Genomic DNA, 22,623 nt, shown 5'->3' on the forward strand with positions numbered 1-22,623 from the left:
GTTTTTTTAGGTTAAACTTTACGGATTTATTTTTCAACGCCTCCGTCTAACTTATCTTGTAATTCTTTTAATTCATCCCACTTACCATCAGCAGCTAATTTAGCTTGTTTTGGCCAAGTGTCTGTTACGTGGTTTCCACGAACTCCTGCAATGATTTCAGAAATTTTAGCTGGTTCAGTTTTTGCTAATTCAGCATACGTTGAAATTCCAGCAGCTACTAAAGTTTCTGCAATTTTAGGACCAATTCCTTCAATCTTCTTTAAATCATCTGCTTTACCAGTTGATTTTTTTGGAGCCGCTTTTTTAGTTTCAGCTTTTGCTTCTTTCTTTGGTTCAGCTTTCTTAGTAGCTTTAACTCCTGAAGTAGCAATGCTCTCAATTTGAATTTCACTTAAATACTGACGGTGACCATTTTTCTTCTTGTAACCTTTTCTTCTTTTCTTTTTGAAAACGATTACTTTATCACCTTTTAAGTGTCCTAAAATTTTTGCAGTTACTCCTGCACCTTCTATAGCTGGGGCGCCAACAGTTACACTTCCATTATCTTCAATAAGCATTACTTTATCAAAAGTTACTTTTGATCCTTCTGCTTCTTGTAAACGGTGAACGTAAACTTTTTGGTCTTTTGCTACTTTAAATTGCTGCCCTGCTATCTCTACGATTGCGTACATACTATTTGTTTTGCGTTTATACTTAATTAATTACACACTTTCCAATAGAAAATGCGGGTGCAAATATACATCTTTTTTATTACAATACAACCTGTTTATCAGAAATTTAAACATTTATTTGTCGTCTTATTTCTCTCTTTTCATTAAATTTGAAAAGTAGGCAGATAATTTTTTATTCAACTCGTAACAAATTGCTATCATCTGCGTCAAATTACTAATTCAGTCAAAAAATTTAATTAAAAACCAAATGAGAAAAAGTATTCTAACTCTTACTGCTATTGCATTTGCTATGGGGATTAGTGCCCAAAAAGTAGAATTTGAAGAGTATAATCTAAAAAACGGAATGCATGTAATTTTGCATCAAGACAGTTCTGCTCCAGTAGTAACTGTAGGTGTAATGTATCATGTAGGAGCCAAAGATGAAGTAGACGGAAAAACAGGTATGGCACATTTTTATGAACATCTGCTTTTTACTGGAACAAAAAATATTGGAAGAGGTGAATGGAATAAAATTGAAGCTGCCAACGGCGGGACAGGAAACGCAAATACTAATTGGGACAGAACGTATTATTATGAAACTTTTCCATCTAACAACTTAGAATTAGCATTATGGATGGAATCGGAAAGATTAATGCACCCTATCATCGATCAAAAAGCTGTAGACACTCAAAATGAAGTTGTAAAAGAGGAAAAAAGACAACGTATGGATAATGCACCATATGGAAAAATTATTTACGGTGATGTTTACAACCATATTTTTGATAATCATAAGTACGGCAGACCTATGATTGGTTACATCAAGGATTTAGATGCTGCAAAATTAGAAGAATTTAAAGCTTTTTACGATAAATGGTACATGCCAAACAATGCAGTTTTAGTAGTGGCTGGAGATTTTGAAAAAGCTACAGCTAAAAAAATGATTGACGATTATTTTGGACCTATTTCTCAAAGAACATTACCAAACCGTGTTACAATTATTGAACCCGAAAGAACTCTAGAAAAAAAGGTAAAAGAATACGATAGCAACATTCAACTACCTGCTATTATTTTAGCACATAAAACTCCATCTATGAAAGAAAGAGAATCTTTAGTGTTAGATGTTATTTCCACTATTTTAAGTAACGGAAAGAGTTCTCGCCTATATAAAAAATTAGTAGATGATAAAAAGAAAGCCTTTCAAGTATTTTCATTTGCTCGCGAGTTAGAAGATTACAGCGTTTACAATATTGGTGCTATTCCTTTAGATGAAACATCTTTAGATGATTTAACTACTGAAATGGATGAAGAAATTGAAAAATTACAAACTGAATTAATCTCTGATAAAGACTTACAAAAAGTACGAAATAAGTTTGAAAACCGTTTTGTCGCTTCAAACTCAAACGTTCAAGGAATTGCAAACTCATTAGCCAGAAACTATATGTTAGTGGGTGACACCAACAGAATTAATACTGAGTTAGACATAGTAAACTCAATTACAAAAGAAGAAATTAGGGATGTGGCTAAAAAATATTTAGCTAAAAACAGAAGAGTAGTTATTGAGTACTTACCAAAAAAGAAATAATCAACTAAACAGCATTAAAATGAAAACGAAAATATTTTCAATTCTTACCATATTTTTTCTATCGTTAACTGTCACGGCACAAATTGACAGAAGCAAACAACCTAAACCGGGATCTGCACCTAAAATTAATTTAGGTTCTCCGGAAAAATTTACACTTTCTAACGGATTACAAGTTTTAGTAGTAGAAAACCATAAATTACCAAGAGTTACGGCCACTTTAACTATAGATAACGTGCCAATGGCATACGGAGATAAAAAAGGAGTGGAAGGCTTATTAAGTGGGATGCTTGGAACCGGATCAACCAATATTAGCAAAGAAAATTTTGATGAAGAAGTTGACTTTTTAGGAGCTAATATTTCTTTTTGGGATGAAGGCGCTAGAGCAAGTTCTTTGTCAAAATACTTTCCACGAGTTTTAGAATTAATGGCAGACGCTGCTTTTGACCCTGTGTTTACTCAAGAGGAATTTGACAAGCAAATGAAACAATCATTAGATGGTATAAAATCTAATGAAAATAGTGTAGCTGCAATTGCTAGTAGGGTTGAGGACGCGCTTACCTACGGAAAAGATCATCCTTACGGAGAATTTACTTCTGAAAAAACCTTAAAAAATGTAACCTTACAAGACATTCAAAATTTATACAACAAAACCTATAAACCTAACAACGCTTACTTAGTAATTGTTGGAGATATTGATTTTAATAACGTAAAAAGTTTAGTTACTAAATTATTTTCTGATTGGAAAAAGGGAGATTTACCAAAAGCTGAATTACCAAAAGTTGAAAACCCAACCACTACTGAAATCAATTTTGTGAACATGCCAAATGCTGTTCAATCAGAATTATCTATTATCAACAGTGTAAATCTTCACATGAATGATAAAGATTATTACGCAGCATTACTAGCAAACCAAATTTTAGGTGGTGGTGGTACTGGTAGATTATATAAAAATTTACGTGAAGATAAAGGATATACGTACGGCGCTTATTCAGGAATTGGCTCTAGCAGATATGCTTCTCGATTTAAAGCAACTGCATCTGTAAGAAATAGGGTAACAGATAGCGCTATGGTAGAAACTTTAAAAGAAATAAACAAGGTTCGCTACCAAGGAGTTACGCAAGAAGAGTTAGATATTGCCAAAGCAAAATACATTGGTAGTTTTGTAAGAAATGTTGAAAAACCGGAAACTGTAGCTGCTTACGCATTAAACATTTTAACCAACAATTTACCAGAAGATTACTACAAAAACTATTTAAAGAACATCAATGCTGTTACATTAGAAGATGTTCAAAACGCAGCAATTAAATATTTTAGAGGAGATAAAGCTCGTATTGTAATTACCGGTAAGGGAATTGATGTTTTAAAGAATCTTGAAAAAACTGCTGATTATAAAATCAACTATTTTGACAAGTATGGAAATCCGACTGAAAAGCCCGAAATGACTTTACCAATTCCTGATGGAGTTACAGCTGCCTCTGTAGTAAATACATATTTTGAAGCTATTGGCGGTAAAGATAAAGTTGCTAATGTAAAAACAATAGCAATTAACTCTACTGCTAAAGTACAAGGAATGGAATTAAAATTAACACAAAAGTCAGCAGCTCCAAATAAGTCATCAACTGTTGTTTCTGTGATGGGAAATGTTATGCAAAAGAAAATTTTTGACGGTACAAAAGGATTCCAAGAAGCACGAGGACAAAAAAAGGAACTAATTGGTGAAGAGTTAGAAGAAGCTAAAAATAATTCTGCTCCTTTTGCAGATATTGCCTATAAGAACGGAAAATTAGATAGACTAGAACCTATTGATGGTAAAAATGCTTATGTAATCAAATCAGGAAAAAAAGAGATTTTTTATGATGCCGAATCTGGTTTAAAAGTTAAAGAAGTAGTTACCAGAAAAGGACCTCAAGGAGAAATGAAAGTACCAATTGAGTTTAGTGATTACAAAGAAGTAAACGGAATTAAATTTCCACATAAAATGACTCGATCAATGGGGCCTATGAAAATGGTTTTTGAAGTAGATGAAATCAAAGTAAATGAAGGTGTTTCTGAAGCCGATTTTAAATAGTTAACATTACTTTTTGTTATAGCAAAAAAGGTTCAACAAAATGTTGAACCTTTTTTATTTCTTTCTGTTAGCCAAATATACACCTAACAATATGACAGAACCCGCTAACAGCTGTAAAAAACTCAGCTTTTCTCCATCATATATTCCCCACATCACAGCTACAATAGGAATTAAATACGTAACAGATGTTGAAAAAACCGGTGAAGACATATGTATTAACTTGTTAAACATCACTTTTGCTAATCCTGTTCCAAAAATTGACAGTATAGTTATATAAAATAGTGCAGGTTTGGTTTCTGAAGTAAATTCAAAAGCTGAAAAGAATCCTGTATAAGTTAAAACGAATAATGTAGGAATAAAAATCAACACAAAATTCCCTGTGGTAATAGCTAATGGTTCTAAATCCTGTAAATATTTTTTGATAATGTTTACGTTAAAAGCATATCCGATGGAAGATGTTATTGGTAACAAAGCAAACCAATAATTTTGGTTCGGATTCATATCTGCTCCTTTGGCTATTAAAATAATGGTTCCAACCAATCCTATTAAAATACCAATTAATTGTTGTTTTCTAAAAACAAAACCAAATACCAAAGCTCCTACCATAAATGTATTGAAAGGAGTTAACGAGTTCAATATAGATGCAATAGAACTATCAATTTTTGTAATTGCAAAAGCAAATAAAAAAGCTGGAAAAAAGGTACCTAACAAAGCACTGTAAAAAACATATGGCCAATGCTTCTTTTTTATCTTTTTTAAACTATTGTAACCTATTAATACCAAAAAGAAAGAAGTGATTAAAATTCTAAGAGCACCAACTTGTAAAGGCGTTAACCCTATTAATGCTTTTTTCATTAAAATAAAAGAGCTTCCCCAAATTAAGGAAAGCACCACTAAATACACCCATTTTAATTGTTGGTTGTTCATTATTAATTTTTTAACACAACAAAAATCGGGTAATTTATATAGATACTATCCTTTTTTTGATAAATTTGTACAATAATTTTATAGAGAAATCGTATGAAAATTCAAAAAATATTATTCGCATTAGCATTAATTGTATTTATTGCTGTGGGTTGTAAAAATGACGCCAAAAAAGACGAGACTAAACAAGAAGTAGCAGAAGCAAAAGCAGAAACAGTTTCTTTAAATATTTCTGGAATGACTTGTGAAATAGGTTGTGCTAAAACCATTCAATCTAAATTAGCAAAAAAAGAAGGAGTTTTAGATGCAAAAGTTGTATTTGCTGACAGTATTGCAACTATTAAATATGATGCTAATAAAACTAACAAAGCAGATTTAATTGCATTTGTAGAAGGTGTTGGTAGTGGTGATATGTATAAGGCTGCGGAAGCAACTACAGCAAAAAAAGAATGTAACCCAGCTGAATGCGAAAAAAAATGTACAGATAAAAAAGACGCTTCAGCATGTAAAGCTGATTGCAAAATGGAATGCTGTGTTAAAAAAGCTGAAGAAAAAACAGCTTGTGCAGACGATTGTAAAATGGCGTGCTGTACAGCTAAAAAAGCATAATAAAAAGTTATTCTTTATAAGAAAAAGCTCTCTGAAATCAGAGAGCTTTTTTTATGGATTACTGTATCTTTGCACAAATTTCTTTGATGAAACGAACATTATGAAATTTTAAAATTACTTCATCAAAGGATGATATTTAAATTTCTTAATGTGAGAACGAGTGAAACGAGTGGTTACACGCGTTCTTATTTTTATTATTAATTTAATTAAAATAATTACTAAAAATTAAACGTGTGAAAAAACACTTTCCCTTAATTGTAAAAATTACTTTAATTTCTGTTTATGCAATTTTTTTAGCGGGTTCTATTGTTAGAATGACTGGCTCTGGAATGGGTTGTCCTGATTGGCCAAAATGTTTTGGATATTATATACCACCAACATCTGAAGAACAAATAACGTGGCAACCAAACAAAGAATATAAAAAAGGAACTATAATAGTTAAAGATGAAGCTTTGTTTGTGGCGGAAAGTGATTTAAAAACCTCAAGAGAGTTTAACTTAAATAACTGGAATAAGTACACTAAACACAATTACGCAAAGTTTAATAAATATCATACCTGGACAGAATACATTAACCGATTAGCATCTGTACTATCTGGTTTCGTTTTTTTATTTTTTGTATATGTTGCTGCTAAGTTTTGGAAAGAAAATAAAACCATACCTATACTTGCTTTTAGCGCCTTCTTTTTAATGCTTTTTGAAGCGTGGTTAGGAAAAACCGTGGTAGATACTAACTTAAAACCAACAATCATTACCATACATATGGTTGCTGGATTAATTATTGTAGCATTGTTACTTTGGTTGTTATTTATGGTTTCTAAAAAACCATTATCATCAACTCAAAACAACATAATAAAACACAATTCTTTATTTAGTAAGTTAATTATTATCTCAGTAATTTTTTCACTGATTCAAATTGCAATGGGTACTCAAGTGCGACAGTTTATTGATGAACAAGTAAAATTATACGGATTTGAAAACAAACACTACAGTTTAATGAATCCGAGTTTTAAATTCTATTTTCACAGATCATTTACCATTGCTATTGTATTGGTGAATCTAGGTATGTTTTATTTAAATCAGATTAAAGATTTAGGGTATAAACTGGTGAATTGGATTGTTTTCTTAATTTTTTTGGAAACCATTACCGGTATCTTAATGTATTACGCTGAATTCCCATTAGGAACACAAGCGGTACACTTATTGGCAGGTGCTATTTTGTTTGGATTACAGTTCTATTTGTGGTTGCAGAGTAGGGAAAGTTAATTTAAATTATGACAAGAGAAGATTTTAAAGTTTTCATTAATAAAACATTATTAGAATTAAAAATATATGCTGAATCACACATCAACAATAAATTACCTGATGATTTAGAATTTTATTGGGCTTCAAATACTGAAAAAATCATCAGAGGTAAAAATAATATTGTAGAGGAAATATGTGAAAAAATATATTTAAGTGAAGATAAAATTTACCCATGTGTAGACTTGATTGTAGAAAAGAAGACTTCTGAAAACCTTCTGCTTTTAAGTGGCCATATTGCTGGTTATAAACCAAAAGAATTTGGAAAAGGATGGAGCGATAGAACTGGCCCCTTTATTTATGGGATTTCATCTGAATTACTAAAAGAATAAAGATAAGCTGAAAAAATATTAGAATAAGTTAAAAATCAGTTTCTCCAATTCAACGTTTCCATCATTCTAATCATATCCTTTTTAAGGTAATCTACTGCTGGTAAAACACTATCGTAATTAGGTTTAGAATAAAAAAATAATGAAGCCTTTAAAAAGTGTTTTGCACTATCGGTAACATGAAATTGTACTTGTGAAGCAGAGTTACCGGTGATATCATATAGCGTTCCATATACCTTGTTTTTTTTATTTTCAAAGTTGTTAGAAGCTATTTGCTCTGCTTTTATGGTATGTTCAAAAACCAATTTTTCAGCCTCCATCAACAACTCTTTTAAGTTGTTTTCAACAGGTCTGTATGTTATATCTACCGATGCCTTCAAATCAGGATAGGTTACTTTTAACCAGTTTTTAGGTAAACTAACCACCTCTGCATTCTTTGCAACTTCAAACTCATACGGACGCTCAACCTTTAGCTTTTCATATTTTTTTTCAGGATAGTTTAAACTTAAATATCCTTTAGGTTTTGGCAAAGTTTCACTACCACAACTAACCAACAATATCATTAAAAACACAATTACCAATCTATACATTACGGGTTGCTTTTACTTGTTTTATCCTTTTTTTATCTAACGCTTCCACAGTAAACGTATATTTTTGAAAGTTTATTTTATCTCCTTTCTTAGGAAATTTACCTGATACTTCTAAAATAAATCCTGCTAAGGTTTCACTTTCTCCTTTTGCTTCTTCAAACTGTTCTTCATCATCTTCGTCTAGCACTCTACAAAAATCTTTAATGGTTATTTTACCATCAAACACATAATTATTTTCATCAATTTTTGAATAGGCTAAATCCTCATCATCAAACTCATCATTAATGTCACCTACAATTTCTTCAATTACATCTTCTAAAGTTACTATTCCACTCGTACCTCCATATTCATCCACAACAACAGCTAAATGATTTTTCTTTTCTTGGAATTCACTTAACAAATCGTCTAACTTCTTATTTTCCGGTACAAAAAACGAATCTCTAATCAGTTCTTGCCAGTTGAATGTTTTTTTATTGAGGTGCTCCAATAAATCTTTTGCATATAACACTCCTACCACATTATCAATATTCTCTTTATACACAGGGTTTCTTGAGTATCCATTTTTAAGGATAATTTGCAATACCTGATCATAAGGTTCTTCATAAGAAATGGCACAAACGTCTGTACGCGGCTTCATAATTTGAACCGTTTCTGTATTCCCAAAAGTTACAATTCCTTCTAAAATTTTCTGCTCGTCTTTGGTGGTTGAATCATCAGATGTTAATTCTAGTGCTTGTGATAATCTTTCCACAGAAAGATTGTTATTTCTATTTCCTAATCTGTTTTCAATAATACTTGTCAAACCAGTTAAGGGCTTACTTAAAGGAGTTAAAATAATATTTAAAAAATGGATTGGTTTTGCCATAGCATTGGCAAATTGAAGTGATTTTCTGGTAGCATACACCTTAGGTAGCACCTCACCAAACAATAAAATTAAAAAGGTAACTAAAACAACCTCTACTAAAAATTTTACAACTCCTGTTAAGTTGCTAAAAAGTACCTCTCCTAAAGTTGCAAAAAGCAATACAATTAAAATATTAATAAAATTGTTGGTTATTAAAATAGTTCCGAGTAGCTTTTTAGGGTCTTCTAAAAGTTTTACTACTGTACTATTTCCTTTTGTTTTTTCTGATAATTGATCAAGCTCTGTTTGAGAAAGTGAGAAAAATGCTACTTCTGTTCCTGATATTAATGCAGAGCAAATTAATAACACCAAAACTGCTATAAAGTTGACGGTGTGAAGTAAATTAAAACTGATAAATAAAAGTTCGGGTTCCGGGTCCAAATTTTAAATTTTAGTTAAACTAGAATGGTAAATCATCATCTTCATCTTTTTGAACTGTTGAACTTGGTTCATTCGGGGCTATTGATTGATTTGTTACTGGCGGTACAGCATTTGGGTCTTTTTTTGTGGTTAAAAACGTCATTTCTTGTACATGTATTTCAGTTGTATAACGTTTTTGCCCATCTACTTCGTATTGACGGTTTTTAATTCTTCCTTCAATATAAACTCTATCTCCTTTGGTTAAATATTTTTCACAAATTTCTGCAAGTTTATTACGCACAACAATGTTATGCCAATCGGTGTTTGTAACACGTTCTCCTGTTTGACGGTTGGTATAAGTTTCATTAGTTGCTAACGGAAAACGACCAATTGCGTTGCCTCCGTCAAAATAGTGCATTTTAACCTCATCTCCTAAATGCCCTACTAAAATAACTTTGTTTACTGTTCCTGCCATAGCTTTGTGTTTTTTGTATTTAATCAAAAGTACAAAATTACTTTTTTATGTTTAAAAAGTTGGTTAAAAACTTATCAATAAGCACAGGCACAGGATAGGTGTGTATATTTTTAAAATCTACCGTTTTATAACTCACTTCTTGAGTTTTTACAATCCAGAATTTGGTGTGTAAATGTTGATGAGAAAGTTTATGCACAATATCTTCTTTATTAAAAAGAGATACTATAGTTTCTTCAGAAAAAAGAGATGAAAACAAATCATTTTCAATTAATACTTTTTCATTAATCGATTCTTGAGTTTCAATCAATGGAAATTGGTACAGACCTTTCCAAATTCCTTTTTCCGTTCGTTCTTGCAATATGGTTTTATTCTCTTTGGTAACTACCACTAAATAATTAAAATATCGATTTTTAATTTTTAGCTTTTTTTCTTTTACCGGAAGTTTATCAACTAGTTTTTTATTAAAAGCTACACAACTTTCTAAAAACGGACATTGATTACACAACGGATTTTGAGGTTTACAATGTAATGCACCAAAATCCATAATAGCTTGGTTGTATAAACCAGGTTGATCTTTATCAATTAAAGTTTGTGCTAGTTCTTTAAATTCTTTAATTCCTGCAGTAGAATTAATAGGGGTATCAATCCCGAAATAACGAGCTACTACTCTATATACGTTACCATCTACTACAGCCGCAGCTTCATCAAAACAAATAGAAGCAATGGCAGAAGCCGTATAATCTCCCACACCTTTTAGTTTTAATAACTCTTTATAGGTTGTTGGAAATTTTCCATCTAATTCATTAGCAATATACTTAGCGGTAAAATGTAAATTTCTTGCTCGTGAATAATATCCTAAACCTTGCCATAATTTAAGCACTTTGCTTTCATCTGCTTTAGCTAAATCAAAAACAGTTGGAAAAGCTTTTTTAAACTTCAAAAAATAGGGTAAACCTTGTGCTACACGAGTTTGTTGTAACATTATTTCACTCAACCAAATACGGTATGGATCCTTGGTTTTTCTCCACGGAAGGTCTCGTTTTTTTTGTAAATACCAATATATTAGCGTGTTATGAAAAATCATTTATGTAAATTAGCAGGGCGAATGTAATATATTTTATTAAGATAAAATTAAACACTTTTATTTTCGGAATAGATTAATTATCATATATTTGCACCCTTGAAAATTTCAAATAAATAAAAATATATTTATAATGACAAAAGCAGATATCGTATCAAACATTTCAGACAAGACCGGGATTGAAAAAAATGATGTTTTAGCAATTGTTGAAGCATTTATGTCTGAGGTTAAAGATTCATTAGAGAGTGGAGATAATGTATATTTAAGAGGTTTTGGTAGCTTCATTATCAAAACTAGAGCAGAAAAAACTGGTAGAAACATTTCTAAAAACACTACTATTAAAATTCCTGCTCACAACATTCCAGCATTTAAACCAGCTAAAACTTTTACAGAAGGTGTAAAAGCTAAAGTTGTTGTAAAATAATTTTAATAAAGTATTAATTTAACCCTTTAGGGTTGCTTAAAAACTAGTAACTATGCCAAGTGGTAAAAAAAGAAAGAGAGCTAAGATCTCTACTCACAAAAGAAAGAAAAGAGCAAGAGCAAATCGTCATAAGAAAAAGTAAGCAGTAGCTTACTTTTTCGTTTGCTTTAAACGTTCATTGACATTGAGGTTTTTTATAACCTCAAACGGTATTAAAAATACCTGTTTACAAATTTTAATCCGTCGTCGCACTATTTGTGCGTTGGCATAAAACCTTATTCAGATGAAAACTGAATTAATAATTCGTTCCAATTCTTCTGATATTGATTTTGCCTTATTACGTGATGGTAGATTAGTTGAATTAAACAAAGAAGCTGGTGACAATAAGTTTTCGGTTGGAGATATTTTTCTTGCTAAAATAGGAAAAGTAATGACCGGATTAAATGCCGCTTTTGTAAATGTGGGGTACCCTAAAGATGGTTTTTTACATTATCATGATTTAGGTCCGCAAGTACAATCTTTAAATAAATTCATTAAAAGAGTAAGCTCAGGTAAATTAAAAGATTTCACTTTAAAAAACTTCCCTTTTGAAGAAGACATTAATAAAGATGGAAGTATTAATGACGTACTAAAATCAGGTCAAAATTTATTAGTACAAATTGTAAAAGAACCTATTTCTACTAAAGGGCCACGTATTAGCTCTGAGCTATCAATAGCCGGTAGATTTCTAGTTTTAGTTCCTTTTTCTAATAGAGTGTCCGTATCGCAAAAAATAGCTGACAATAAAGAAAAAGATCGATTAAAAAAATTAGCAAAAAGTATCCGTCCTAAAGGATTCGGACTTATTTTACGTACTGTTGCCGAAGGTAAAAAGGTAGCAGAACTTGATAAAGACTTACAAAACTCACTAGACCGTTGGAAAGCCATGTGTAAACGCATTCCCAACAACAACACACCAACCAAAGTATTAAGTGAGTTAAATAGAGCATCTTCCTTATTAAGAGATGTAATGAATGATTCTTTTACAAGTATAGTTTCCAATGATGAATCTTTAAACTTAGAAATAAAAGAGTATTTACAGGAAATTTATCCTGAAAAAGAAAACATTGTTAAACTGCACAGATCTCAAGTACCTATTTTTGAAAAATATGGTATTGAACGTCAGATTAAAACATCATTTGGAAAAACAGTTTCTATGAGCAAAGGTGCGTACTTAGTTATTGAACATACTGAAGCATTGCATGTTATAGATGTTAATAGTGGTAACCGCTCAAACAAAGCAAAAAGCCAAGAAGAAACTGCTTTAGAAGTTAATTTAATTGCTGCCACAGAAATTGCAAGACAATTGCAACTAAGAGATATGGGCGGTATCATTGTGGTTGATTTTATTGATATGAAATCTGCAGAAAACAGACAAAAATTATATCAACATTTAAAAGAAGCCATGTCATTAGACAGAACCAAGCATAAAATTTTACCTCCAAGTAAATTTGGCTTGGTACAAATTACGCGTCAGCGTGTAAGACCTGAATTAGAAATAAAAACACGCGAACCAAATCCAAACGAAAATGGAGAAGTTGAAGCGCCTATTGTTTTAATTGATAAAATTGAAACAGAATTAGAAGGATTATTAAATAGTAACAAAAACTATACTAATATAACGCTTAATGCACATCCTTTTGTTGCTGCATACTTAACCAGGGGAGTTAACTCTATCCGTTTTAAATGGTTTAAAAAACACAAAAAGTGGATCAAAATTATGCCTAGAGATGCTTATCAGTACCTTCAGTACAATTTTACTTTTAATAAAAAGTAAGTAAGAGCATATCTTATTATGAAACATAAACCTCCTAATTAATAAAAATTAGGAGGTTTTTTTGTTTTAAAACCAAAAACCTAAATTAAATAAAACGGTTTTTTCATTATGGTCTGGAGACCATGTGTATTTTAATTCAATAGGCCCCAGTAAGGTTTCTATTCCATAGCCAATACCATAACCTGATTTAGTGTTTTCAAATAAATTTCCTCCGTCAAAAACATCCTCTTCTATCCTAGCATAATTGGCTAAAAAAGAAATATAGTTTCTATCAAAAACCCTATACCTAAAATCGAATTCTGATTTTAAAAATGATTGATTTGTTAATGTTGCTATATCATATCCGTAAAACGGAATGAAGTTATTAATGTAATTTTGATTGTAGCCTCCTAAACGATAATCAAATACCTGAGATTCTTCTTTTCCTATAGTATATCCCGCATCTGAAATATATTGAAAGGTTAATCTATCCCAAAAAGTAAAAGCAAAACTTATACTTCCTCCCACTTGTGAAAATTGAGAAAAAGGCAAGCTATCATCGGCAAGATTATTAAGCTCTTTATTTCTATCAGACCACATATACCATTTAAAACCTATATCTGCATAAAACCCTTTGTTAGGAAATATTCCTTTATCAAACGTGTCTAGTATTAGTGATGCATAGCTATTAATGTAATTAGCTTTTTCAAAATATGTTTCATTGTTATTTGATGTTAGAATTGTTTCTGAAGACACCTTTAGGTTCTTATGTTCTAACCCCATTACAAATGCAAATTTTTTATCTACTGTAGTTTGAGCAAAAATTCTATTAGTAAAATCACGATAATCAATATTAAGCTTATCTACATTTTGAATGTTAAATAATATATTAGAAGAAAAAGAATTGTAACGAGAAGACATTCCGTAACTTAATAAAAAACCATTATCTATAAAATATTGCAAATCGTACCGAATATTATCTCCCACCACAAAATCAAAAGAAAGCTCATCGTTTTGAAACAATAATTTTTTATGGTTATAATTCAATAATACTCCCGATTCATATAAATGATCGTAATGTACTCCTAATCTTAAATAGGATTTTACTAAATCTTCTTTTAAAATTAGCTCTAGTTTTTTTCCTTCAAAAGAAGGTTTAAAGCTATAATCAATTCTAGAAAAATTATTGGTTGCTGTAAGTGTATTTATTTTTTGGGAAATACTTTTATAAGAAACAGAGTCACCTTCTTTTAACTGTAGTTTTCCTAAAATATAATTTCTATTATAATTTTGATTTCCATGTATAACAATTCTATCAATTAAAAACTTTCCTTTTTTTATTGCAATTTCTCTTTTTTCTTTTTTCTTTTTTTGATATTTAGCAATGTTTTTAAATACATTTTCATAGGCCTTTGCCGCTTTAATACCTTCTTTTAATATTTCTTTTTTATCTTCAAAAGATGTTACTCCGTAATCAGTAACTTTTGGACGGATATAAATATTTACTAAATTTATTTGGTCATCTACCTTATCATAAATTTGAAAGCTAATAATTTGACTTAAAATTGATGATACAGAAGAGAGTTCATTCCTATTATATAATTTTCCTTGTACATTTACTCCAATAATAATATCTACTCCTCTATCAATCATTTTGTTTACCGGAAAATTATCAACTACCCCTCCATCAATTAGCAAACGTCCATCAATTTCAACAGGGTTTAAAAGGGTAGGAAATGAAGCACTGGCTCTAATTGCCAAAGGTAAAGAGCCTTTTTCTAGCACAACTTCCTCTCCTGTTTCTATATCTGTTGCTATACAATAAAAAGGAATCGGCAGCTTTTTAAAATCATCTACATCTTCAATAGGTGAAAAAATTTCCGTTAATAAATTAAGTGCGTTTTGCCCTTTTGCTAAACCCAAAGGAAGATCAATTGATCCTCTTCTAAGGTTTATTGGTAATGAAATAGTGTGTTTCTCTTGATATGCTTTTTGAAAATATGGTTTATCTCTTCTTGGTATTTTATCCTGCATTACTGCCTCAAAATCGGTATGATCTATCAATTGCTCTATTTGATCAGCTGTATAACCCGCAGCGTACATACCTCCAATAATAGCTCCCATGCTGGTTCCTCCAATATAATCTATTTCAACACCTGCTTTTTCAAGCTCTTTTAGCACTCCAATATGTGCAAAACCTTTGGCTCCTCCACCACTTAAAACTAAACCTACTTTAGGCTGTTTTTGCGCCCAAAACAGATGAGGAATTAATAATAAAACAAACAATATCTTTTTCATTATTTTTTGGAGTGATAGTAGTTAAAAATTTTAGTAGCTCTTGATTTTCCAATAGCATCTGTTAGCTCTTCTAAAGTAGCACTTTTTACTCTTTTTGCCGATTTAAATTTACGCAATAAATTAGTGATAGTTTGCTTGCCTATATCTGGAATTTGTTCTAATTCCGATTTAATAGCGCCTTTGCTTCTTTTATTTCTGTGAAAAGTAATTCCGAAACGGTGTGCCTCGTTACGTAAATACTGAATAATCTTTAGCGTTTCCGACTTCTTATCTAAATACAACGGAACAGAATCTCCCGGATAATAAATCTCTTCCAAACGTTTTGCAATACCAATAATAGCTATTTTACCCCTCAACCCTAAAGCATCTAAACTTTTTAATGCGGATGATAATTGTCCTTTACCTCCATCAATTACTATTAACTGCGGAAGTGGTTGCTCTTCTTCTAACAAACGTTTATACCTTCTGTAAACCACTTCTTCCATCGAGGCAAAATCATCTGGCCCTTCAACTGTTTTTATATTAAAGTGTCGGTAATCACTTTTACTTGGCTTTCCATCTTTAAAAACCACACAAGCCGCAACTGGGTTGGTTCCTTGAATATTGGAATTATCAAAACATTCAATGTGGCGAGGCTCTTCTTTCAATCGTAAATCTTTTTGCATTTGCGCCATAATCCGCTTTACATGCCTATCAGGATCTACAATTTTTATTTGTTTGAATTGCTCTTGACGATAATACTTCGCGTTACGTTCAGATAATTCTACAATACGTTTTTTATCACCTAACTTTGGTATTGTTACTTTAATATCTTTTCCAACCTCGACTTTAAACGGAACATAAATTTCTCTGGAAAGTGAATTAAATCTCTGACGTGTTTCTACAATAAAAAGCTCTAATAATTCTTTATCTGTTTCGTCTAATTTCTTCTTAATTTCTGTGGTGTATGACTGAACGATTGCTCCGTTCATAATTTTAAAGAAATTAGCATATCCGTGCGTTTCATCAGAAATAATAGAAAAAACATCTACATTATTAATAGACGGATTTACAATAGTTGACTTTGCTTGATAATTTTGTAATGATTCTAATTTCTCTTTAATCTTTTGCGCTTCTTCAAACTTCATAACAGACGCAAAATCCATCATCAATTTTTTTAAACTTTCTAAGCTCTCTTTAAAATTTCCTTTAAGAATATCTCTTATTGCTTTTAAATCATTGATATAATCCTCTTCTGTTTGTAATCCTTCACAAGGCCCTTTGCAATTACCCAAATGATATTCTAAACATACTTTGTATTTACCTGCATCAATTTTTTCTTGACTTAAATCGTAATTACATGTACGCAACGAATACAATTCTTTAATCAATTCTAACAATGCATATACGGTACGAACGTTGGTATAAGGGCCAAAGTATTCAGAGCCATCTTTAATTACTCTTCTTGTAGAAAAAACTCTTGGAAAACGCTCTTTTTTAATACAAATCCACGGATACGATTTATCATCCTTTAGTAAAACATTATAACGTGGTTGATATTTTTTAATCAGATTGTTTTCCAATAATAAAGCATCGGTTTCTGTATCAACCACCACATGTTCAATTCGCGCTATTTTTTTAACAAGCACTCGTGTTTTTCCATGTTCATGATTTTTATTGAAATAGGATGAAACACGCTTTTTTAAATTTTTGGCTTTACCAACATAAATAACCGTATCATTTTTATCAAAATACTGATAAACTCCGGGTGAATTAGGTAGTGTTTTTACTTGTAGTTCTAAGTCTGTTGGCATAGAACGAAGGTACGATTTTTTGAGTTTTAAAGTCTCATCGTGTATAGATTTAGTATTTTTACATTATGAGCAATTTAGTGGATGATTTTGGGCGACAAATTACCTATGTTAGATTAGCGGTTACCGACCGTTGTAACTTGCGTTGTCAATATTGTATGCCTGCTCACGGAATAGAAATTGTTCCGAGAAATGAATTGCTTACCTACAAAGAAATGTACCGAATTGTTCGTGTACTTACCGAACTTGGCGTTAATAAAATTCGGTTAACTGGTGGCGAACCTTTTGTGCGAAAAGATTTTATGAAGTTTTTAGAAATGTTATCATTTAATGATTTGTTAGACGACATTAACATTACTACCAACGGAGCACTGATTTCAAAACATATTGCTGAACTTGAAAAACTGAAGAAAATCAAAAACATCAACTTGAGTTTAGATAGCTTACAACGAGAAAAGTTTGCAAAAATTACTCGAAGAGATGTGTTTCCTGAAGTTTTTAAAACCTTTGATCTATTAGATAAAAGCTCTTTAAATGTAAAGCTGAACGTGGTTGTGCAATCGGGTGTGAATACAGATGAAATTAACGATTTTGTAGCCTTAACTAAAGATAGAAATATTGATGTTCGCTTTATTGAAGAGATGCCTTTTAACGGAAACGGACAACGACAAACGCAAGAAAATTGGAACTTCACTCGCATTTTAAATGAAATAAAATCTCAATATACTGTTGTTGAAATTCCTTCGGAAAGATCATCAACCTCAAGAAATTATTCGGTAGATGGTCACTTAGGAACGGTTGGAATTATTCCAGCTTTTACCCGAACTATTTGTAACGATTGCAATCGAATTCGCATCACCTCAACCGGAACATTTAAAAACTGTTTGTTTGATGATGGTGTCTTTAATTTGCGAGATTTTATACGAAACGGAGCCAGCAACGAAGATTTAAAAAATCTGTTTTTACAATTGGTAAAACAAAAGCCTAAAGACGGTTTTGAAGCTGAAGCCAATAGAAAAGGAAATGTAACGGAAAGCATGAGTACAATTGGAGGGTAATTAAGCGAAATGATATATAAATTTTTAAGAGCTAAATATTGTAATAATAAAAAGTTTTCCCCTAAAGCTTTAGACGAAAACATTATCTTTTCTTCTAAACTACAATTCTGTCTAGATTTAACCCTTAACTTTTTATCTTTTTATTTCATTTTTAATGAAGTTCCAAAAGGTAAAGATGTTTTTTTAAAGTTGCTTTTATTCTCTTTTTTAATTCCTCCTTTAATAATTTTTACATTAATCGATAATGATAAAATCATAAAAACAAAAACTAGTTCTTTATGGAGGGTTTTAACAATAATATATACAGTTATAACATATATTGTTTTTTTATATATAATTTTTACTAAATAATAGTGATTACAGTAGAAGAAGCAAAACATATCATATTACAAAACACACAAGATTTTGGTGTGGAGGAAATCCCGTTTTTAGAATCGGTCGGACGCGTTTTAAAAGAAGATATTGTCGCCGATAGAGATTTTCCACCGTTTAATCGTGTAGCCATGGACGGAATTGCCTTCAATTATCGCTTTTTTCAATACGGTGTTCGCGATTTTAAAATTGAAGGAATTCAACCTGCTGGTTCAGCACAAGAAACTATGGAAAATGCTGCGCATTGTTACGAAGTAATGACGGGAGCAGTGTTACCCAACAATTGTGATACGGTAATTCGTTATGAAGATGTTAGCATCAATACATTGATGGCAACGGTAACTATTGATGATATTAAAGAAGGTCAAAATATTCATCAACAAGGAACCGACAGAAAACAGAACGATATTTTAATCAAACAAAACACGATTATTTCTCCTTCTGAAATTGGTGTGTTAGCAACGGTTGGAAAATCAAGGGTTAAAGTTGCGAAACTACCTAAAGTGATGATTGTTTCTACGGGTGATGAATTGGTAAATGTTGATGAGATTCCGAAAGCGCATCAAATTAGGAGAAGTAATGTGTTTACGTTAGTTTCTTTATTAAATGAATTGAAAATTCCTTCTGAAACAGCACATTTATCAGATGAAAAAGAGGTTTTACAACAAAAAATAGCTTCGTTTTTAAACGACTATGATGTTTTGCTATTCAGCGGAGCGGTAAGCAAAGGAAAGTTTGATTTTCTGCCTGAAGTTTTAGAGGAATTAGGAGTTAAAAAACTCTTTCACCGAGTTTCTCAACGTCCTGGAAAGCCTTTTTGGATGGGCATCACAGATGCTTTAGGTATGAGTGGGCGAAACGGAAAAGAAGCTCAAAAATTGGTCTTCGCATTTCCTGGGAATCCGGTTTCTACATTTGTAAATTGTTTGGTGTATTTTTATCCGTGGTACTATAAGTCAGTTGGAGTTGAACAACAAGATCAATCAGCAATTCTTACCGAAGATGTAAGTTTTAAACCAGATTTGACGTACTTTTTACAAGTAAAACTAACAACCGAAAACGGACAGTTATTTGCAACTCCAATACAAGGAAACGGATCCGGTGATTTAGCAAGTTTGGTTGAAGCTGACGGTTTTATTGAGTTACCTAAAACAGAAGAAAGGGAGTTTAAAAAAGGAGAAGTGTTTTCGATACTATCGTATCGAAGTTTTAAATGATAAATTATTAATTTTAAGTTATGAAAGAGAGCATCGTTCAACAAAAAAGTTTTCAGTTTTCATTGAAAATAATTACTCTTTATAAAAAACTTCAAGATGAAAAAGAATTTATTATTTCAAAACAACTCTTAAGAAGCGGAACTTCTATTGGAGCTAATATAGAGGAAGCTTTAGCAGGACAAAGCAAAAAAGATTTCATAGCTAAAATGTCTATATCCTCAAAAGAAGCTCGAGAAACAAAATATTGGTTACGTTTACTAAAAGAAAGTGAATTAACTGATATTAACGTAACAGATTTACTTTCTGATATTCATGAATTAATTAGGTTATTAACCGCCATAGTAAAAACATCACAGCAAAGTTTAACTAAAAACTGAACACTTAAAATTAAAAACTAATAAAGTGAGTAACTTTTCACATATAAACGAGCAAAATCAACCTAAAATGGTCAATGTTTCTGATAAAAAAATAACGAAACGTACTGCTGTAGCAAAAGCCACCATGTATTTAGGTGAAGAAATCATTAATCACTTTACCAATGATGATTTGATTACTAAAAAAGGTCCGGTTTTTCAAACAGCAATTATTGCTGGAATTCAAGCGGTAAAAAAGACTTCAGATATTATTCCTATGTGTCACCCGCTATTAATTAACGGAGTGGATATTAATATTAACATCACCGACAAAGAACACGTTGAAGTATTGTGCAAAGTTACTATTGAAGGAAAAACAGGAGTGGAAATGGAAGCCTTAACCGGAGCTTCTGCAACTTGTTTAACCATTTATGATATGTGTAAAGCTATCAGTCAAAAAATGGTGATTCAAGAGATAAAATTACTAGAGAAAACAGGCGGAAAAGCAGATATAAAAAATGAATAAAATTGCAATTATAGGAGCAGGAAAATTAGGTTGTGCCATTGCTGATGGTTTGTTAGAAAGTGGAATAGATCCTAATAATTTAAGTTTAACCCGAAGAAAAATTTCAACATTACAAAAGTATACTGATTTAGGGGTTTTAGTCACCACAGATAATAATGAAGCTGTCAAAAATTCTGAAATAATTATACTTTGTGTAAAACCTCAAAAAACGAAAAGTGTATTACAAGAAATAGCTTCTGATTTAAACAACAAAATAATAATTTCAACCGTAACTGGAATTACCATAACAGAATTAAAAGAGGTTATTAACCTTGAAATTCCTCTCTTTAGAGCTATGCCAAATACAGCTGCTGCTATTAAACAGTCAATGACATGTGTTTCAACTATAAACAGTACAGATACTCAAAAAGAATTAGTTACTTCCATTTTTAAAAACTTGGGGGAAGTAGTGTATATTGAAGACGAGTTGATGGCATCTGCAACTGTATTAGCTGCGAGTGGAATTGCCTTTGCGCTTCGTTACATTAGAGCGTCTATGCAAGGTGGTATTGAAATAGGTTTTAGTTCTGAACTTGCTCAAAAAATAGCCGCACAAACTATTAAAGGCGCTGCAGAACTTATTTTACAACATGGCACACATCCAGAAAGTGAAATTGACAAAGTAACCACACCACAAGGAATTACAATTACCGGATTGAACAAAATGGAACAAGAAGGTTTTAGTTCATCAATTGTTCAAGGAATTTTAGCCTCACAAAACAAAATTGAAAATTTGTAATGAGTCACCAAAAACATACCAACTTAATTAAAAAACACAACGACAATTTTGCTCCGAATGAAATTGCAATTCTCGGAACAAATTGTGGAATTATTACTGATTTAATTCGTCAGGTTTCAGATAAATTATCCAACTATAAATTGGCGTATTTTGATGCTTCTCATGCAAAAGACATTGAAAAAAATATAGTATCTGAATATACTTTTCATCACGAAGGAAATTTACAAATTAACTCTACTTCACCTGTAAATAGCTATGTACAAAGAATTCAATTTTCGCAATATGATTTTGTGTTTATCAATGGAAATCATTACCGCGGAGCAAAACAAATCTTGATTTTAGACGAGGAAAAAGAAGCATCCGTTTTAAAACGTTTAGATCAGTTAGACAGCATTCAATTTGTAGTTAAACTAAAACCACAAACGGAATATTTTTCTTTTTTAACTGAGAAATATCCGCAGATAAAGAATAGTACCTGTTACACAATTGATGAAATTGATAAAATTACCCGACACTTTAAAAATCTTATTGAGGAACATATTGCTCCGGTAAAAGGTTTGGTCTTAACTGGAGGGAAAAGTACCCGAATGGGAAGCGACAAATCGGAATTAAATTACCACGGAAAGCCTCAAAAAATAGTTGCAAAAGAATTGTTGAATGAACATTTAGCAGAAACTTTTTACTCGGTTCAAAACAAATCGGATGATTCAAAAGAAATTCATGATGTGTTTTTAAATCTAGGTCCGTTTGGAGGCATTTGTTCAGCATTTCAAAAAGACCCGAATTCAGCGTGGTTTGTGTTAGCAACCGATTTACCTTTTGTAAATAATGAGTTAATTGAATTATTATTACAAAAAAGGAACCCAAGTAAAGTGGCCACTACGGTAAAAGGAAAAAGTAAAGAGTTTCCAGAGCCGTTAATTACCATTTATGAACCCAAAGCCTACTCTATTTTATTGCAATATTTAGCTCAAGGATATTCATGTCCGCGTAAAATGTTAATTAATTCGGATGTTGAAATTGTAGAAGTTGATGATGATTTGATTAGAAATATCAACACTCAAGAAGAATTTGAGGAAGCAAAAAGAGAAATTACCTCGTCATTACGAGGAGAAACGACGAAGTAATCTTTAAGATTG

The 22,623-nt window shown here is 31.5% G+C and carries 21 protein-coding genes; 13 read left to right on the forward strand and 8 right to left on the reverse strand.

Translation table 11 applies throughout. From position 1 onward, the window contains the following. Window positions 1-26: 26 nt before the first annotated feature. Window positions 27-671: a 50S ribosomal protein L21 gene (gene rplU, locus SLH33_RS06030; RefSeq protein WP_320418181.1), complete on the reverse strand. Its 645-nt coding sequence runs from the start codon at window positions 669-671 to the stop codon at window positions 27-29. A 247-nt stretch (window positions 672-918) separates the two neighbouring features. On the opposite strand from rplU, the gene SLH33_RS06035 reads away from it, so the two are divergent. Then, window positions 919-2,232 (forward strand): pitrilysin family protein, encoded by a 1,314-nt coding sequence (locus SLH33_RS06035; protein WP_320418182.1) that lies wholly within the window; start codon window positions 919-921, stop codon window positions 2,230-2,232. A gap of 19 nt (window positions 2,233-2,251) precedes the next feature. Beyond that, window positions 2,252-4,300 carry an insulinase family protein gene (locus tag SLH33_RS06040; RefSeq protein WP_320418183.1) on the forward strand — a complete coding sequence of 683 codons (2,049 nt, stop codon included), beginning with the start codon at window positions 2,252-2,254 and terminating at the stop codon, window positions 4,298-4,300. Between the two features lie 54 nt (window positions 4,301-4,354). Here the strand turns inward: SLH33_RS06040 and SLH33_RS06045 are convergent, their stop codons facing one another. Beyond that, on the reverse strand, window positions 4,355-5,227 hold the full coding sequence (locus SLH33_RS06045; protein ID WP_320418184.1) for a DMT family transporter: 873 nt from the start codon (window positions 5,225-5,227) through the stop codon (window positions 4,355-4,357). Between the two features lie 93 nt (window positions 5,228-5,320). On the opposite strand from SLH33_RS06045, the gene SLH33_RS06050 reads away from it, so the two are divergent. From SLH33_RS06050 to SLH33_RS06060, 3 genes are all read left to right on the forward strand, one after another. Beyond that, entirely contained in the window at window positions 5,321-5,833 is a 513-nt protein-coding gene (locus SLH33_RS06050; RefSeq protein WP_320418185.1) for a cation transporter, read from the forward strand. 233 nt (window positions 5,834-6,066) lie between these two features. Next, on the forward strand, window positions 6,067-7,098 hold the full coding sequence (locus SLH33_RS06055) for a COX15/CtaA family protein (RefSeq protein WP_320418186.1): 1,032 nt from the start codon (window positions 6,067-6,069) through the stop codon (window positions 7,096-7,098). 8 nt (window positions 7,099-7,106) lie between these two features. Beyond that, window positions 7,107-7,466, forward strand: a complete 360-nt coding sequence (locus SLH33_RS06060) for a hypothetical protein (protein ID WP_320418187.1) — start codon at window positions 7,107-7,109, stop codon at window positions 7,464-7,466. A gap of 35 nt (window positions 7,467-7,501) precedes the next feature. Here the strand turns inward: SLH33_RS06060 and gldD are convergent, their stop codons facing one another. Genes gldD through mutY form a run of 4 tightly spaced genes read right to left on the reverse strand, consistent with a single transcriptional unit; the run spans window position 7,502 to window position 10,876 of the window. Further along, window positions 7,502-8,053: a gliding motility lipoprotein GldD gene (gene gldD / locus SLH33_RS06065; protein ID WP_320418188.1), complete on the reverse strand. Its 552-nt coding sequence runs from the start codon at window positions 8,051-8,053 to the stop codon at window positions 7,502-7,504. Then, entirely contained in the window at window positions 8,046-9,338 is a 1,293-nt protein-coding gene (gldE, locus tag SLH33_RS06070) for a gliding motility-associated protein GldE (protein WP_320418189.1), read from the reverse strand. Before gldE ends, gldD begins: the two co-directional genes overlap by 8 nt. Before the next feature lie 19 nt (window positions 9,339-9,357). After that, window positions 9,358-9,792, reverse strand: a complete 435-nt coding sequence (locus SLH33_RS06075; RefSeq protein ID WP_320418190.1) for a single-stranded DNA-binding protein — start codon at window positions 9,790-9,792, stop codon at window positions 9,358-9,360. A 37-nt stretch (window positions 9,793-9,829) separates the two neighbouring features. Beyond that, window positions 9,830-10,876, reverse strand: a complete 1,047-nt coding sequence (gene mutY, locus SLH33_RS06080; protein ID WP_320418191.1) for an A/G-specific adenine glycosylase — start codon at window positions 10,874-10,876, stop codon at window positions 9,830-9,832. 130 nt (window positions 10,877-11,006) lie between these two features. Between mutY and SLH33_RS06085 the strand changes: the two genes are divergently transcribed. Together SLH33_RS06085 and SLH33_RS06090 are read left to right on the forward strand one after the other, a co-directional pair. Beyond that, the gene (locus SLH33_RS06085; protein WP_320418192.1) at window positions 11,007-11,297 is read left to right on the forward strand and encodes an HU family DNA-binding protein; all 291 of its coding nucleotides are present in this window, start codon (window positions 11,007-11,009) and stop codon (window positions 11,295-11,297) included. Between the two features lie 283 nt (window positions 11,298-11,580). Further along, a complete protein-coding gene (locus tag SLH33_RS06090; protein WP_320418193.1) occupies window positions 11,581-13,113 on the forward strand; it encodes a ribonuclease E/G in 1,533 nt (510 codons plus the stop codon). A 66-nt stretch (window positions 13,114-13,179) separates the two neighbouring features. Here the strand turns inward: SLH33_RS06090 and SLH33_RS06095 are convergent, their stop codons facing one another. After that, the gene (locus SLH33_RS06095; protein ID WP_320418194.1) at window positions 13,180-15,390 is read right to left on the reverse strand and encodes a patatin-like phospholipase family protein; all 2,211 of its coding nucleotides are present in this window, start codon (window positions 15,388-15,390) and stop codon (window positions 13,180-13,182) included. Beyond that, window positions 15,390-17,183, reverse strand: coding sequence for an excinuclease ABC subunit UvrC (gene uvrC, locus SLH33_RS06100; protein WP_320418195.1), 1,794 nt, complete (start codon window positions 17,181-17,183; stop codon window positions 15,390-15,392). The genes SLH33_RS06095 and uvrC overlap by 1 nt, the downstream gene beginning before the upstream one ends. A gap of 65 nt (window positions 17,184-17,248) precedes the next feature. On the opposite strand from uvrC, the gene moaA reads away from it, so the two are divergent. The 6 genes from moaA (at window position 17,249) to SLH33_RS06130 (ending at window position 22,611) form a co-directional block, all read left to right on the forward strand. Beyond that, on the forward strand, window positions 17,249-18,238 hold the full coding sequence (moaA, locus tag SLH33_RS06105; protein ID WP_320418196.1) for a GTP 3',8-cyclase MoaA: 990 nt from the start codon (window positions 17,249-17,251) through the stop codon (window positions 18,236-18,238). A gap of 353 nt (window positions 18,239-18,591) precedes the next feature. Next, window positions 18,592-19,827, forward strand: a complete 1,236-nt coding sequence (locus SLH33_RS06110) for a molybdopterin molybdotransferase MoeA (RefSeq protein ID WP_320418197.1) — start codon at window positions 18,592-18,594, stop codon at window positions 19,825-19,827. A 20-nt stretch (window positions 19,828-19,847) separates the two neighbouring features. Beyond that, window positions 19,848-20,204, forward strand: coding sequence for a four helix bundle protein (locus tag SLH33_RS06115; protein WP_320418198.1), 357 nt, complete (start codon window positions 19,848-19,850; stop codon window positions 20,202-20,204). A 25-nt stretch (window positions 20,205-20,229) separates the two neighbouring features. Beyond that, window positions 20,230-20,706, forward strand: a complete 477-nt coding sequence (moaC, locus tag SLH33_RS06120) for a cyclic pyranopterin monophosphate synthase MoaC (protein ID WP_320418199.1) — start codon at window positions 20,230-20,232, stop codon at window positions 20,704-20,706. Beyond that, on the forward strand, window positions 20,699-21,484 hold the full coding sequence (proC, locus tag SLH33_RS06125) for a pyrroline-5-carboxylate reductase (protein WP_320418200.1): 786 nt from the start codon (window positions 20,699-20,701) through the stop codon (window positions 21,482-21,484). Before moaC ends, proC begins: the two co-directional genes overlap by 8 nt. Beyond that, window positions 21,484-22,611 (forward strand): NTP transferase domain-containing protein, encoded by a 1,128-nt coding sequence (locus SLH33_RS06130; protein WP_320418201.1) that lies wholly within the window; start codon window positions 21,484-21,486, stop codon window positions 22,609-22,611. The genes proC and SLH33_RS06130 overlap by 1 nt, the downstream gene beginning before the upstream one ends. Window positions 22,612-22,623: the final 12 nt, after the last annotated feature.

It is taken from the genome of Tenacibaculum sp. IB213877, assembly GCF_034043975.1.
Lineage (GTDB): Bacteria > Bacteroidota > Bacteroidia > Flavobacteriales > Flavobacteriaceae > Polaribacter.